This window comes from Bacillus ectoiniformans (assembly GCF_016908875.1).
Taxonomy (GTDB): domain Bacteria; phylum Bacillota; class Bacilli; order Bacillales; family Domibacillaceae; genus Bacillus_BX; species Bacillus_BX ectoiniformans.
The window spans coordinates 323,309-339,677 of record NZ_JAFBES010000003.1; the positions used below are offsets into that span (position 1 = coordinate 323,309).

The window sequence follows — 16,369 nt, forward strand, 5'->3', positions numbered from 1 at the left end:
AGATTGAAACAGAAGAATCACCCTCCACTGTTTCAAAATCAATTAGGGGAAATAAAGCAAGAAAAAAACTGACGGATCGCCGTGTGCGGTGAAAGCCGCCTGCATGGTGAAGGCTCGTTATAAAACTGAGAAAAAGAAAAGGTATAAGACGAGAATAGCGCACCACCCGTGTCAAGTGATACAACTGCACCTACTGCAATAGTTAATTCTACAGCCTCCAATGGTTCCAATGGATTCTCTATTACGATAGATGAAGAAGCAGCTGTTACTATTGGTTTTCATAATTCTATAAAATATAGAGGCGCTAGCCTTACATCTTCTGTAGTTGGAAAGGAAGCAACATTTAATATTGGTGCTCCCGGAGCGGTGAATAATAATCAAATATACTTCAAACTTACCGATATTAATAATAATGAACGTTATTATATTGCTGAAATGCATTCTGGTAAATGGATGATTTTTGAACTGCCGTTTTTCCAACCAGATCAACCATAAAAGTGAGACGCAGGGACAGGTCCCTTGTCCTCTCTCACTAGGGACCCCTTGTCCTCCTAATCTTCAAAGAAATATTATTCTGTTACTCAGCAAAAATGCTATACTACTTACTAGATATTGTAAAAGGATAAACAACAAGACACCCTGCCCTTCGCATGAGATTGGAGCAGGGTATTTTTGAAAAGCGGGAAGGTTTTCAAGTTACATCTGCGCGATAGAGATGTAATGTGAGAACTTTCTCCCCTTTGTCATTAAGGTGGAGGAAAAAGATGAAGTTGAGGTTAAATTTAATCTTATTATTTTGTGGAGCGTTAGTGTTTTTAGTAATGTTTAGTGTCTATTTTATTCAAATGAGTAAAGTGAAGGAAGCGGTCGCTGTCTCGGGAGTGGTGGATCTCAAGGAGCTAAAGCTTGCAGAGAATGAAGCGGTAAAGTTGCATGGAGAGTGGGAATTTATCCCGAATCGGCTAGTGGATTCAGAAGGGTTTGAGACAGCAGATGAGAAAGACTTCGTATCTGTCCCTTCACTTTGGTCACATTACACAGTCAAAGGACAATCCGTGCCAAAGCATATGGCAGGCAGTTACCGGCTGCGTGTGAAGCTTCCGGCCTCTCAACAAGTTTTGGGAATCAAAACATCTAATATCCGTATGTCCCATGCCTTATACGTGAACGGAAAACTTGCTGGAAACAGCGGGAAACCTTCTGAGAGCGGCTCTCTCTACCAGCAGCGAAATACCCCTTATACTGCTTATTTTTATGCTGATAAACAAACACTGGATATCGTTGTTCAAGTAGCCAATTTTCATTATGCCTCTGGCGGAGGGATCATGGGCTCTATTTATCTCGGCAGCAGCCAGTCTATTAGTAATTTAACGAATACGACTCTTGCATATGATTGGATCATGTGTGCCGCTTTTTCAATGATGGCGATTTATTTCTATGGTTTTTATTTGCATATGCAACAGCATCGAGAGCTATTTTATCTGGCACTTTTTTCAGTATCAATATTTCTCTATACGCTGACCCATGGAGAGAAAATTCTATCCGTTCTTCTGGAGCAGATGCCATATGATTGGTTTGAACGGCTGCAAGGTGTATCCACAATTGCAATAGGTGTTTTCTTGCTGCTTTATTTTGTGAAGGCGCTGCCCGATTATACCCCAAAAGCAACGGCCAACTTCTTGGTTAGAATAGGATATCTCTTGATTGGAACAGCTCTATTGCCTGTTCACATTAATTCACATTTGCAGTATCTATATTCTGTTTATTTACTTAGCGTGTTTTTAATAATCATTTGGATTCAAGTCCGTGCCGTTCGTTCGAAAGTAACCGGAAGCTCCTACTTAGTCATCAGTTCGGTCGCCATTATTCTTTACTTTGTAGCGGGTACCTTTAATGTATCGAGTGAGACGGATTTAACTGTTTTGCCCCCCATTCTGCCATTTGCCTATTTATTAATGCTTTCTTTATTCATGGCGCTCAGATTTTCCGATACGTATAAAAAGAATGAAATGCTATCTGAAGCATTGCTGAAAGCTGACGAGTTTAAAGATGAATTCTTGGCAAAAACGTCACATGAATTCCGTACACCTCTGCATGGAGTCAGTATGATTTTACAGTCGATGCTTGATTCTCATGAGGAACAGGGATTAACTGACGAACATCAAAGGAAATTAGGGCTAGTCGTACAGATTGCCAAGCGTCTGTCGGCGTTAGTCAATGACATTCTGGATTTATCCAAGCTTAAGCAAGGAGAATTGGCCATTAACACTCAGGCAGTGGATATTAAAGCGACCGCTGGCAGCGTTGTCGAAATTTTTTCGTACATGGTGAAAGCAAATGTTTCATTAAAAGTTCAAATATCAGACCAACTATCACCTGTGATTGCGGATAAATACCGAATGAGACAAGTTTTCTATAATTTAATTGATAATGCAGTGAAGCATACGAGTTCAGGTGAAATTACCATTTATGCTTATGAGAAAGATGAGCGGATCATTACTGTTATTTCAGATACAGGAAGCGGGATTGAGCAAGAACTGCTTCCAACATTATTTGACCCTTATCAGCAAAGCGCTACCTCCAGGGAAGATCATTCTGGCATTGGGCTCGGATTAACAATCACCAAGCAATTAGTGGAACTTCAGTCTGGAGAAATATGGGTAGAATCAGAAGCTGGTGCAGGCACAAGTGTCTATATTTCCTTGCCAGTGAGCAAGGAGTCGGAAGTAGAACTAGATTGGTCTCCGACAGACCACAGCAACCCTCAAGACCATTTGCAATTCCCTTATCTGTATGCTCAGCCAGGAAAGAAAGTAATGATAGCTGAGGATGATGCTGTTATTCTATCGGTGATGGTGGAAACATTGCAAGAAGAAGGCTATTATGTCATTGCTCTTTCCCAAGGAACAGAAGTGGTTAAGATGTTAGAGACTCACCCGGATATAGATCTATTAATTTTAGATATCATGATGCCGGGTCTCTCAGGTTATGAAGTAGCACGTGAAGTGAGAAAACGCTATTCTATGACTGAGCTGCCTTTGTTAATGCTGACAGCAGCCATTCACCCGGAAGATATGATCGCAGCGTTTGATGCAGGTGCCAATGATTTCTTGCAAAAGCCTTTAGATTATACGGAATTAAAAACAAGAATGAGAAATCTTCTGCTAATCAAGGAATCTGCACAGTCGGCGGTTCAAATGGAAGTGGCGTTTTTGCAGGCACAAATTCGTCCACATTTCTTATATAATGTTCTTAACTCGATTTTAGCTTTAAGTTATGTAGATGTGGATCTTTCTAGAAAGCTGATCACCGATTTCGCGACGTTTTTAAGAGGTAGTTTTCACTTTTCAAATACTCAGGAGAAGGTACCGCTGTCGAAAGAGCTAGCTTTAATTAAAGTTTATGTAGAAATTGAAAAAATCCGTTTCCCGGAAAGTTTTGAGTTTATCATTCAGATGGATGCGGCGGTGGAAGAAGATGTTCCACCGCTAATTTTGCAGCCGCTGATTGAAAATGCCATTCGGCACGGAGTCAGTAAAAAACAGGTAAAAGGAGAAATTACTTTAACAATCAGTAAAGATGAGAAATTAGAGATTACCATTGAAGATAATGGAGTTGGAATGTCAGAAGCAAAGCTGAATGAGCTCTTAACCGAATCATCGCCAAATGGAATTGGAGTAGCTAACATTGTAAAGAGAATCCGAAAAATACATGGAGCATCTATTACAATAACGAGTGAATTGAACCAGGGGACGGCTATTACTATCTCTATTCCGGTTAAAGAACAGGAGGACGCTTAAATGTGGAAGGCTGTGCTAATTGATGACGAACCATTAGCTCTGCTTTTATTAAAGAATCTTCTTCAAGAGATTAGTCAATTAGAAGTCGTTGGAACGTTTACATTAGCAGAGGAGGGACTTTTAGAAATTACGAAATTAACTCCGGATATTGTATTTTTAGATATAGATATGCCTTCGATCAACGGGATTGAGGCGGCCCGGCGGGTAAAGACATTTGCGCCTCGAACTGAAATAGTATTTGTCACCGCATATGATCATTTTGCATTAGAAGCGTTTGATGTGCATGCTTCAGGCTATTTACTGAAGCCAATTCAGAAAGAGCGTTTACAGTCCTTGCTTTCACATATACTGGACAGGCGGGATGTGCTACAGGCTGAGGTGAAGGTTGACCGGCCGCTGTGTGCCTATTTTCTCGGCCAGTTTATGCTGATGGATGAAGAGGGGGAACTCGTCAAGTGGCGGACGAAAAAGGTGAAAGAATTGTGCGCGTATTTGCTTCATAAAAATCAGCCTGTGGACCGTTCCCTCATTTTAGAAGATTTATGGCCGAATCAGCCGTTAGATAAAGCGGTGAACTTATTGCACACCACTGTGTATCAATTAAGAAAAAAGCTAAAGGATATTGGGTATGAGAAGGCACTCCAATATTCTGGCGCCAGTTACTCACTAGAGTTACCGCTAAAGAAAGATACAGACCCTTTATTAGCGGCACTGGGCCAGCGAAAAGTCACTGATGTACTTTCATTCACCTCTTTGTATACAGAAGATTATCTGCAAAGAGAGGGATATCCGTGGATTTCTGCTTACCAAGAGTCTCTTCGCAAGAACTATGTACAGAAACTTGAAGGGCTTCTTAAAGAAGAGAAAAAAGACGAGAAACGCCTGAATATTCTAGAGAAGCTTTATCAGCTTGAACCTTTGCATGAAACCTCTACTTATCAATTTTTAGAATGCCTGATTAAATTGAAACACTCAACGCAAGCCAGGCAGACTTACGAAGCATATACTGATCTTCTCAAAGAAGAGCTAAATTTATCTCCTAATTATGCCACACAACAATTAATGCTCAAGATCGCCACCGAATAGTGGGACAAGGGACAGGTCCCTTGTCCCAGGTTTTTTTTCTGAAATGCAGGAATTAAATTTATTTTGTAGAATCTTTCTAATCGGGGAAATAAGTAAATAGAAAAGAAATACTGCTGATAGATCGCCGTGTGCGATGAAAGTCGCCTGCACGGTGAAGGCTCGTACGAAAACCAAAAGGTATAAGGCGAGAATAGCAATTTAGTTTTGCATTTAACGTTCGATGACACGACTATTGATCATTCAGGTTACGGAAACAATGGAACCATTACGAATCCATTCAACATATCTTACGATGAGGGAGCAGTTGGAAGGGCGATTGAGTTTAATGGGTTTGATCAAAGGGGAAGTGTGAATACACTACCTAGCCCATCCCTTGTATTTGATAAAGAAATGACCGTTTCCTACTGGGTAAGAATGGATAGTTATGAAGGGAAAAATGGCGATGGATTTCGAGACAGTTATGGTGTTCACAGTATATTTGTAAAAGGAGGAGAAACAAGGCTCATTAATTATTTGTATACAAAAGATACAAAACGAAGCAACCTTGGTCTTCCTGGCATAGGGGTTGATGCACTTGCTGACTTTACTCTTGGCACATGGGTACACATTTCTTATGTTATTTCCGAAAGCAGTGCTAAAGCATATGTGAATGGTATACTAACCGACCATGAGGCTTTAACTGCTCCAGCTAATTTCGGTCCTTCTAATCCGTATGGAGTAACGATCGGATGGATGAATAATGATTGGTATCCAGTAAATGGTGCAGTTGATGACTTCAGAATGTATAATACGGCACTGTCTGCTATTGAGATACAAGATCTATATGAGCTTGGGGACTAAATCCAATTGAGAGATAAAAGTGAATTACCAGTAGCATAAAGAGAGTACATTGTCCCATCTAATAGTTTCAACAGAGACAGGTTCACTGTCCCAAATCATTAATTATAATATACCCATAGCAAAAAGAGGTTGGGACTGCCAACCTCTTTTTGCTATGGGGGAATCTAGTTGTTCTGGCAAATCCCCAAAGGTTAAGTCTAATGTACTTTATACTTTTTGATCTGGCTGGCGGGACAAGGGACCTGTCCCCTTGTCCCCCAGGTTTATCCCATATTTCCGAACACTTCTCATCAGCAAGGACTGAGTGATTCCCAACTCTTCTGCCGCTCTTCTAGTTGACTTGAACTCCGAATATGCTTCTTCAATCATCTTTCTCAATTGTTTCCAGTACACTGGTCATAGATGTACCTTGTCCGTATTTCTTAAGATGAAAGGTTTCCCTATTTTGGAGGTACAGAGGGACGGGTCTCTTGTCCCATTGATTATTTTAAAAATCAGCAGGAATATTAATTACTTTATAGTATTATAAATAATTGTAATATTATTTACATTTTATTCATGTTATTTAGGTAATAAGGTGGATTCCGAGAATATTGGGAGGCAAACATGGAGGAAAACAAAAGAAATCAAAAAAAATTATTTGTTTGGGCAGTGGCTGCGACTGTTTCAACAAGTGCTTTAATTTCAGCTCCAGCTTCAGGGCTCGCAAAAGGGGATGCGGGCTTTAAAGATGTTGTAAACAATGAAGAGTTAATAGCTGCTGTGAAAGAGTTAAATAAAAGAGGGGTACTGAAGGGCTACAATGATGGAACTTTCCGGCCGGATCGTTCTTTAACAAGAGCACAATTCTCAAAAATCGTTTGTTTAATAATGGGTTTAAAAGAAACAGAAAAAAAGGTGCCTACTTTCAAAGATGTAAACACAACGGATTGGCATTTTCCTTACATTGAAGCACTTACAAAAGCAGATGTTGTCAAAGGATATGGGGAGTCCTTTAAACCTAATCACCCTGTCAGCCGTGCACAAATGGTGAAGATGTTAAGTAAAGCTTTTGATCTTAAAGCGGGAACACTGAACACAAGTCCTTTCAAAGATGTGAAAAGCAGCGACTGGTTTTCGGTCTATTTGCCTGAACTGTTGAAGTGGGACCTGATAGAAGGGGCGACACAAGATACCTTTGCTCCGAATAAGCCGGTTAATCGTGGAGAAACGGCCATATTTATGTTCCGCATGATTCATTTTATTGAACAAACACAGAAAGAGACCACTCTTTTAGAAGTTTCTAAAAATGAAATTCATACAAGTAAAGGCGTCTACACTTTAAATGAGGCCGATAAGAAATGGTTGCATTCCTCTAATGCAGAAGCGTTAAAAGGAGCTAAACTGAAAATTAGCACGAAAAGGGACCAATTAATTCGAGTCGAAGAGATAGAATTGACTGCAAGTCGAAAAGAGAGCAATAGTGGAGTAACGAACGGGTATATCATTTTCGATGGAAGTGGCGGAGAGCTTCCAGGGAAACTTATAGTAAACGGTGATTTTATTTTACTAAGAAATATGAAAATAAAGCAGGATCTGATTGTTAGCGAAGGAGCCAAACATTCTTTGCGCGGAGAAAACATTGTTGTTCTTGGAAATACAGTAGTGGCTGACTCAAAGAATATGAGTGTGCAATCAGCAAAAGAAAACATGCGTACCACCATGGTTGATTCTACATTAAATAACTTACAGGTTGAACGCGCGATTAATCTTGAACTTAGCTGCTCAACGGAAATCAAATCCATGCTTTTTTCCGAAAATGTGTCTCTATTAGAGAGAAGCTGCGGTGCTCCACTTCCGAACATGACCATTCAAAAGAAAGCTCAAAATATAGATATCCAATCAGATGCGAATGATATTTCTATCACCTCTCCCACCAACCTTACTGGAAAAGGCAATGCTAAAAAAGTGACTGTTTCCACAGGTGGAGCCGTGGCGATCAAACCGGAAGGGACGATTGACCGGGTAGAAATAACAAGTGAAAAAGCTGAACTTCATATCGGGGAAAAAACAATTATTAAAGAACTTATTTTACCAGGGAATAAAACGGCTAAGGATATGATGAAAAATTATCAAACGATAAAAGAGAATATAAAGAAAATTAATGGGTCTGACAACCCTGATCTAAATCCACCTTCTTATGGGGGAGGAGGCGGCAGCGCTCCTAAGGTAGATAAAAGCAGATTGGTAGAGTTGATTACCGAGGCAAAAGGTTACAACGGAGCTGAATACTCCACTGTTAGATGGGAAACGTTCCAAAACATTCTTACTTCAGCTGAAAGCACAGCCAATAATAAAAATTCAACACAGCCACAGGTGAACACAGCTGAAGAAGAATTAACAAGTGCGATAGAGAATCTAACTAAACCAGGATTGACAGGGCAAATTAAACTTACTGCCGATACACTAGAAAGCGGCGGTGAAATTACTATTGAACTGAGGGATAATGATCTAAATGTAAATTCAGATACTTCTGACCACGTGAAGATACGCATAAACGAAGAGGAAATTATCCTAGTGGAAACCGATCCTGACTCCGGTACATTTAAAGGAACGCACACCATTAAACCGGCTGATGTAAAGCCATTCAATTTTGTTTACACAGATGAAGTACAGTTAGATGGGAAGAGAAGGGTCGTAAGCGAAGTTCTGAATGAACTAAGTAGTGAAAAATCTCTTACTGTAAAAGAGCCTGCAAATGGAATAACAATTGAAAATAAAGTGATAGTGATTCCTCGTAATGTAATGACAGAGAAAACGGTAGAAGACTTTTTAAATTTGTTTGAAGTTCCATCTACTGCTACTGTCACGGTAAAAGATAAAGCGGATGGGGCCATGATGATCGAAGACCACTTAGTTGTGAAGGCTCAAGATGAAACAGAAGACAATTATACTATTGTTTATAGACCGCCAGCCCTCCGTTTAAATGAAGATGGGGATGTGTATGGATTTCTTTTTGAAGATGAAGAAGAAGATCCTGAGTGGAGTCAGGCGATCCAGTCTGTAGAAACAGATGATTCGACTTTTACTCGAGAAGATCTAGATATTGGAGAATCAGAAATTAGGTTTAAAAATGGACCGGTAAACAGTTTTTCGTTTGTGATCAAAGGAGAGAATTATAAGGATGTAAAATTGAGAAGAGGAGGTATGGAGCTTCCTCCAGAAATGGATTTCAATGTTACTCCCGATGTTGATAGTCTATCAATAGATTGGGAAAGCCTCGGGGATGGTTATACGTATGAAGTTGTCTTGTTCAACACAAACATTGACATTCCGCCCATTTTTAGTGGGGAATTAAATACTACAAGTTATGCTTTCTCTGAACTGGAACCTGACAAAGAATATTGGGTGGTTGTTGAGGCATTTTTTGAAAATGATGTAGATCCTTCTTATCAAGGAATGAGAGAAATAAGAACTTTACCAATTGAATAAATTTGAGTGTACGCCCTGATTTCTTATGAGAAATTAGGGTTATTTTTTGGGAGGAAAATAGAGGTTTTTGAGATTGAGTAAAGTGTTGAAATAAACAATCCTGTAAACAGATAGAGAATGTACCTATGAAGTTGCTCCAGCTTAATATTGAAGAAGGTGACAAGGTATATGGAAAATAACTTTCGAGTAATATTGACAGATTTCGACGGAATTAATTTGTGAGGAGTATAATAATAATTTTTAAAAAATTGTAATAACACTAATAAATTCACCTGTTCATTTAATAGTCTGTTAGATAAATAAGTATATAAAAATAATTACTTTAATCATGATATTCATATGAGTAATAATACCTAACTAGGGATTTGTAGATAATTATTGTAAATATGGTAAAATATTCATTGCGATAAGTCTATTGAACTATTAACTAGGAGGGTGTTTATGTCTAAGACTAAAAAACAAAAGTTTTTCTACTCAGCTTTATCCGCTTCAGTAGCAGCAGGTGCGCTTGTTTCCTTTGCTCCTCAAGCAGGTGCGCAAGAAAATACTAACTTCACAGATGTGAAGGCAGCAGATCATTTCTATGAAGCTGTAAAAAGTTTAAATGCTCGAGGTGTCATTAAGGGGTATGAGGACAAAACTTTCCGTCCTTATGCAAATGTTACTCGTGCGCAGGCAGCCAAAATTATTGCTATGGCCCTGAACATGAATACTAAAAACGTGAAAGATCCTGGCTTTAAAGATGTACCTAAAACGGATTGGGCTTATGGTTATGTAGCTGCATTAGCTAATGCTGGAATCATAAAAGGGTATGGCGATCAATTCAAGCCTAATGAACCATTATCACGTGCACAAATGGCCAAAATTATTGCTTTATCCTTTAAATTAGAAAGTGGTAAATTGGAGAAATCTCCTTTTAATGATGTAAAAACATCAGATTGGTATGCAGAATTCGTAAAACCATTAATAGAAAAAGAGATTACAACGGGTACGACTCCGACAACGTTCTCTCCTAATAAACCTGTACTTAGAGGACAAATGGCATCCTTCATTTACAGAAGTGAGCACGCAACAAAAGGACTTGCTGTTACATCTGATATCACCAATATCACTAATCAGGAAATTGTAACGGAAGCGGGTACATATACGCTATCAGCTGATTTGAAAAAGTGGCTAAATCCAACAAACCTAACTGTTTTAAAAGGTGCAGAAATCACTTTAGTAGTTAAAGATGGGAAAGTAGAGAAAGTAGAGTCAGTTGAACTGACAGCTAATGGATCAGTGAGTACAGATTCTAATAATCCTTATGCTAACCACGTAGTATTTGATGCAAAAGGTGCGGTTATTGACGCTGATATTATTGTAAATGCTGACTATGTGTCGTTGAAAAATGCCACGATTAAAGGTGACCTTCACCTTGGTAAGGGTATTGAAAATTCTTTCTACTCTGATGGCGTGAAAGTAGAAGGGAAGACAGTCGTTTCTGATGAAGTGAAAGCTTCTGCACAGCAAACGAGCAAGTTCTATAAATCATTGGCTTACAAGCAATATGTAAGCAAATTCCAAGCTGCAGTAACAGCAAATGCTAAAGTAACAATCGTATTTAATAATTCAAATCTAGGAACCGTTCAAGTGAGTACATCTGGTGTCTCCTTCGAATCGACAGGTTCCTCAACTGTAGGTTCTGTATCACTTTCTGGAGATGTTACATTTAAAGTAGCTAACTCTGTTGTCATTCCTAAAATTGTGATAGCAGCTGGTGTTCAAAATGTAGTCATCGATTCAGATGTAGCGGAAATTGTAGTGGAAGGCAACCAAAGTGTAACCATTACAGGCAGCGGAAACTTTGGCAAAGTAGTGGCTGACGGAAAATCTACAGTTTCTGTTCAAACGACTGGAAGAGTAGGCACGCTTCAAACAGCTGATAAAGACTCCAAGTTTGTATTGGGTAACAATACGAAGGTTGATAATTTAGTGCTGCCTGTTGGAGTTAAGCCGCAAGATGCAATTAATAACTATGACAGCGTGAAAGGTAATGTGGGTCAAGTTGGAGGAGTGAAGAACCCTGATGCGACAGCTCCAACACCGCCTGCTGGTGGTGGAGGCGGTGGAGGTGGTGTAGTTACACCGACCATTGGCTTTGGACCAGCAGTAGCAACAGGAAACTTTGGTAACGAAGCGAACATTAATGAAATGATGAATGCGCTGTTCTCAAATACAAGCAGTGTTGTACAAGGTATTGAGATTAAACCGATTTTCAGTGTTACCAATAAAACTATAACTGTTAACAGTGATAATGTGACACAAGGTTTATTACAATGGATCACCACTCAATGGGGTGATAGCTCTATTCCAGTAACGATGAATGTCAGTGGAGGAGTACCGACAGATAAACAAAAAGATGCAAATTGGAATAATAAATATACGTTATGGATCAACTTGAATGATCTGATAGCAGGAACTAGCAACCACGAAGTCGTGATGACTAATGGTAGAAAAGCATCGTATAGTCTGGCGGTTACTGGAAAATCTGCAGAGGTAGAGGCAATGATTGCAGCGTTACCTGAAAAAGAGAATTTCAAATATAATGATCGTCCAGCTTACTATAGTGCTGCTAATGAGCACTTTATCTTAAACACGGATTTAAAGCATAGAATTAAACCAGCTTCTTTACAAAAACTAGATGATCTTAAAGCTTTAGTTGTTGATTGGGAAGAGAATGGCAGTGGTGCCAAAGTAACTGATACTAAAGTGGGTTATGACAAAGACGCAGGTAAGCTTGTATTGACGTTGGAAAATGCTGAAAAAGTCGCCGCCGTGGATATTAGCAGACTTAGAATAAATTCTAACTTGGATAATAATGGAAGTATCGAGCTAGCGGGATCGTATACAATGGAAGGTAACAAAATCGTGATCACGTTAACAGACGATAAAAAGTCAGCAGTAAATACTCTAATTACAAGTGCGGGTGGAATTGGAAACACATGGATTCATTTAGGTGATGGTTCACTATTAAACGATAGAGAAGTCCCGGCGAAGTTGTCGCCAGCGGATATCGCTTTAGAGACTACCGTATTAACAGGAGCTGAAGTAACAATTGCAGACTACGTCACGTATAAAGTAGAAAAAGGTAGCGATACTTATAAAGGTGTGCAAGCAAGAATCTACTTAACGGATGCGGAAATAGCTAAGCTGAAGACTGGAGATCGAGTAAAGGTAAGTTTGATGAAGGGAAATGAAGTTCTAGCAACTAGTATCTCTAATTCAGGCAAAAACCTAGGAAGTGATATCTTTAAAAACGAGTTTGAAGGACAAGGAAACTATGCATCTACTTTCTTTACGCCAAATCATCCGTATCCATCTGGAAGCTGGACTACGTCAGAATGGACAGCAACAGCAAACGATAAACCAACGGGAGTAAAGGTAGAAATTATTCGCAATGATGTGGCAGTTTCTACAGTGGTAGAAACTAAAAACTTAAATGAGCAATTTAAAGATGGGTCAAGTCAAGAAACTATTTCGTGGGAAGAAGTAATTCAAGCATCTTATCCAGAAGTAACGATTGCAGATTATGTCACATATAAAGTAGAAAAAGATAATAATACTTATAAAGGTGTGCAAGCTAGAATCTATTTGACGGATAAGGAAAAGACGAAGTTGAAGGATGGAGATCAAGTAAAGGTAAGCTTGATGAAGGGAAATGAAGTTCTAGCAACTAGTACTTCTAAAGAGGGTAAGGATCTTGCAACAAACATCTTTCTAAATGAATACGATGGACAAGGAAACTATGCTTCAACAATCTTTACTCCAAACCAAAAGTATCCATCTGGAAGCTGGAATACAACAGATTGGATAGCAACAGAAGATGACGAACCAACAGGAGTAAAAGTTGAGATTATTCGGAATGGAGTAGCTGTCTCAGAAGTATCAACTGAAAATAAGGCGTTGAACGAATCGTTTACTGATGCAACAAGTACAGAAGCCATTCCATTTAGTGACTTGTTCCAGCATAGTATCGATCGTTCAGTAACGTTGGATTCAAATTTATCTGAAAATACAGTGGTGCAATTTGGTACTAATTTTTCTCAACCGGCATTAAATGCTAAAGATGGAACGTATGGTTTTAAATTAGTATATGATGACGAACAATCCGAGTCGCTGAGAAATTGGTATGACACTCATAAAAAACCAAATGTTGAAACAGTGCCAGCATGGTATACGTACCTACTAAATACAGTGCCGACTAGTGCAGAGGATACTGAAGTAAATGCCATGTTCAATCTAGTAAAATCAGGTACGGGATGGAAAATTCAAGATGGAACACAAGCGGCAGAAGGAGATCCAACTCTAGCAGATACAGGAATGATTATTCCTAACGGGTTCCCTTCTGGAATCTATACCTTTAAAGGAATGATAGAAGGAACAGAAGTAACAATAAACATTACAGTAGAAAGCACTCCTCAACAAAACTAAACGAAACGTTACTTTATAAGCTAGCACGCTAGTGAAAAAAGTGGAAAGGCTCTGTTTTTAAAATAGAGAATCCTTTCTAACTGTTATGCGCCAATTGACAGGAGAATATCCTGTCCTTGCTCAACAGTCTTTGAAGCAAGTGCCTAATCCTCCTGGGTCCAATGACGCGCTGATACGCGGAATGGACTAAGTCAGGTGAAGTCGTACCCAATAAATAATTGGGGCGGGGCTCTTTAAAAGACAGCTATGGCCAGGCAGACGAATCCATGCAGGCAGGGTGAGGTAGTATATACCGCGGATTGCTAGGAGTTCGGTATTTACCCTTGCATTTGAAATGATGCAGCGGCGGTCAGTGTAATTGACTGTTAAACTGGCCGTTCTCATTCCTGAATAGTGGAGGCCTAAGGTTGTCAAAAGAAGGGATGGACATAACGGAACGTTTGAAGTTCTCTTTGAAGAGGTGGATCAGCACCAGTGAAGCAAGGAGAATGGCAGCGGGTTCATAGTAGTGTCGATCACATGCCGCTGGGACTTGTATGGCAACATGCGAGAAGGAGAAAACATGTGGGAGCGAAGGAACCCAGTCAGTGGTAGTTGTTCTATCAAGCTTATTTCCCCAAAATCAAGCTTGTTTGAAAAAGGTAGCTTTCGGGTTGCCCTTTCCAAATCAAAATAGAACTATACTGTTGATGGCACGCCGCATGCGGTGAAAGCCGCTTGTGCGGTGTAGGCCCGACCGAAAGCTGTGGAAACGCAGTATAAGGCGGGAATAGCGCAGCCTTAATGGCAGTGAATGCGGCAACAGATAAATCAACAATGGTAACAGCACTGGAAACTAATGCTTCAGATTTAGGTATCAACGTGACAACAGGTGACTACGCTGCTCTTGATCTTGGTAAGAAACAGTCTGTTGCGAATTTTGTTCTAGATCGTAAAGGAACAGAATATCAAACGGAGGCAACTGTTCAAAGCACTTTTAATGCAGGTCTTGCATACGAAACAGCAAAAGTTGCTTTTTCAACTAAGTTAAAGTCTGGAACTGATGTGGTTTCTAATGATGTAGAAGCGATGATTGATGCTTATAAAGCTGTTGAAACTTTCGATGGCGAAGCATCAGAGGTAATTACAAATAATATCAATATTCTTCAGCCAATTGTTGAAGATGTTAACAAATTTATTGCGCTTAATGACTTTGCACAATTGAACGGAGAACCATCACCAACAAACTCAGCATACACAATTAATGTAGATAGCTTGACTAGATTCCTTACAGAATTCCAAGTTTATATTACCGCTGCACCAGCCCTGACAAATTTTAATTTGCAAGCTAATGTTGGAGAATTGACTGGCAACTTTGAGAACGGTTATGTACTTAAAACTGATGGTAATTCTCAGACCCCTCATGTTCTTACATTTAACGGAACTGGGTTTACTAAAGATCTTGCCAATACAGAAGTAGAAGTAAAGCTGATAGATCTAGGGGATGGTTTGACTGCAGAGAACTTTACAAATCCTACAACTGGATATTATAAGGACAAGTCTGAACCATATAAAACTTATCTAAATAATGCTATTGAGGGTACCGAAGCATTTGCTTACATCATCGCTAATAATTATGATAATACAGTAAGATTACAAGATGCAGCTCAATGGGATCTCAATGATAATGCAGAAGTAGGGATGGTTATTCCTGGTGATTACCCAACTGGTATCTATACATTATCTTTTGAGCTTGAGGATGCATTAGGGAATACAGAAACTTATACTGTAACTTTGGAGATTGATAGATCAACAGCAATATAAGTTGATGAGGTACAAGACTGAAGGGACACAGGGACAGGTTCCGTGTCCCACCAAATAAATTCTAAAGATCCTTGTGGAGATTCTGATCTCTGCAAGGATTTTTAAGTTAAGTAAGATTAATTATTACCCTACTTTTAAGACCGATCAAAGTAGTTTCAAATTGGATTTTTGATTTTATCCAAGTTTATTATAGTTAAATATAGCTATTAAATTTGAAAATAAAGGTGAATTTATGAGAAGAATAGGTCTTGTTTTAGCAGGTGGTGGAGGGATAGGAGCATATCAAATCGGGGTTTGGTAAGAACTTAGAGAGTTTGGTATAGAAAAATCCATCACTGCTGTAGCAGGAACATCAGTTGGAGTTTTAAATACGGCTTTATTTGTACAAGGAAATTTAGAAAGAGCAGAAGATGTATGGATGAATATTACACGGGAAAAGATTTTAACTGTTGATCCATCCAGACTATTGCTCAGTGAAAAGAATCGATTGCCAAAGAAGTTTTTGTCAGTGTTAGAACCTGCAGTCACACGATTGATCGGTCATGGTTGGTGTTCACGTGATCGGTTATTGGAAATTATCCAGCAAGCCGTTGATTTATCAATTATTTCAAGTTCGCCTATTGCATCCTTTGCCACATCATTCAAGATCCGAAGCATTAAGACGTATAGACAGTAAACAGGTGAACATGACTCATAATGTTCGTATGATAAATTTTGATACCCAGTAACTTTCCAATTATGGTAAGATTATCTTGTAATTCAATAATTGGAAAGAGTGATAGTGAGATGAGAACACGATGTTAAGGAATTTCATTGGCGGTTTATCTTTGCCTCTTATTTTGCTCTTATCGGCCTGCGGTACCGATATAGACGACTTATCGGAAGGGACACAGGGA

9 protein-coding genes are annotated in these 16,369 nt (G+C 39.2%); 8 read left to right on the plus strand and 1 reads right to left on the minus strand.

All coding sequences use genetic code 11. The features are described from left to right. Positions 1-168 precede the first annotated feature (168 nt). The 4 genes from JOC78_RS06700 to JOC78_RS06715 all read left to right on the plus strand — a co-directional run bounded on the left by JOC78_RS06700 (position 169) and on the right by JOC78_RS06715 (position 5,726). Positions 169-495: a hypothetical protein gene (locus JOC78_RS06700; RefSeq protein WP_204553726.1), complete on the plus strand. Its 327-nt coding sequence runs from the start codon at positions 169-171 to the stop codon at positions 493-495. 269 nt (positions 496-764) lie between these two features. Further along, complete coding sequence (locus JOC78_RS06705; RefSeq protein WP_204553727.1) at positions 765-3,800, plus strand: ATP-binding protein; 3,036 nt, start codon at positions 765-767, stop codon at positions 3,798-3,800. Further along, a complete protein-coding gene (locus JOC78_RS06710; RefSeq protein WP_204553728.1) occupies positions 3,801-4,886 on the plus strand; it encodes a response regulator in 1,086 nt (361 codons plus the stop codon). A gap of 204 nt (positions 4,887-5,090) precedes the next feature. Further along, positions 5,091-5,726 carry a LamG domain-containing protein gene (locus JOC78_RS06715; protein ID WP_204553729.1) on the plus strand — a complete coding sequence of 212 codons (636 nt, stop codon included), beginning with the start codon at positions 5,091-5,093 and terminating at the stop codon, positions 5,724-5,726. A 207-nt stretch (positions 5,727-5,933) separates the two neighbouring features. Here the strand turns inward: JOC78_RS06715 and JOC78_RS06720 are convergent, their stop codons facing one another. Then, a complete protein-coding gene (locus tag JOC78_RS06720; RefSeq protein ID WP_204553730.1) occupies positions 5,934-6,095 on the minus strand; it encodes a hypothetical protein in 162 nt (53 codons plus the stop codon). A gap of 237 nt (positions 6,096-6,332) precedes the next feature. Here JOC78_RS06720 and JOC78_RS06725 point away from each other — a divergent pair, with 237 nt between their 5' ends. The 4 genes from JOC78_RS06725 to JOC78_RS06740 all read left to right on the plus strand — a co-directional run bounded on the left by JOC78_RS06725 (position 6,333) and on the right by JOC78_RS06740 (position 16,149). Further along, positions 6,333-9,197, plus strand: coding sequence for an S-layer homology domain-containing protein (locus JOC78_RS06725; protein ID WP_204553731.1), 2,865 nt, complete (start codon positions 6,333-6,335; stop codon positions 9,195-9,197). Positions 9,198-9,638: 441 nt separating this feature from the next. Then, on the plus strand, positions 9,639-13,670 hold the full coding sequence (locus tag JOC78_RS06730) for an S-layer homology domain-containing protein (RefSeq protein ID WP_204553732.1): 4,032 nt from the start codon (positions 9,639-9,641) through the stop codon (positions 13,668-13,670). A gap of 783 nt (positions 13,671-14,453) precedes the next feature. After that, positions 14,454-15,473, plus strand: a complete 1,020-nt coding sequence (locus JOC78_RS06735) for a hypothetical protein (protein WP_204553733.1) — start codon at positions 14,454-14,456, stop codon at positions 15,471-15,473. A gap of 418 nt (positions 15,474-15,891) precedes the next feature. Continuing rightward, positions 15,892-16,149 (plus strand): hypothetical protein, encoded by a 258-nt coding sequence (locus tag JOC78_RS06740; RefSeq protein WP_204553734.1) that lies wholly within the window; start codon positions 15,892-15,894, stop codon positions 16,147-16,149. The last annotated feature ends 220 nt before the right edge of the window (positions 16,150-16,369 follow it).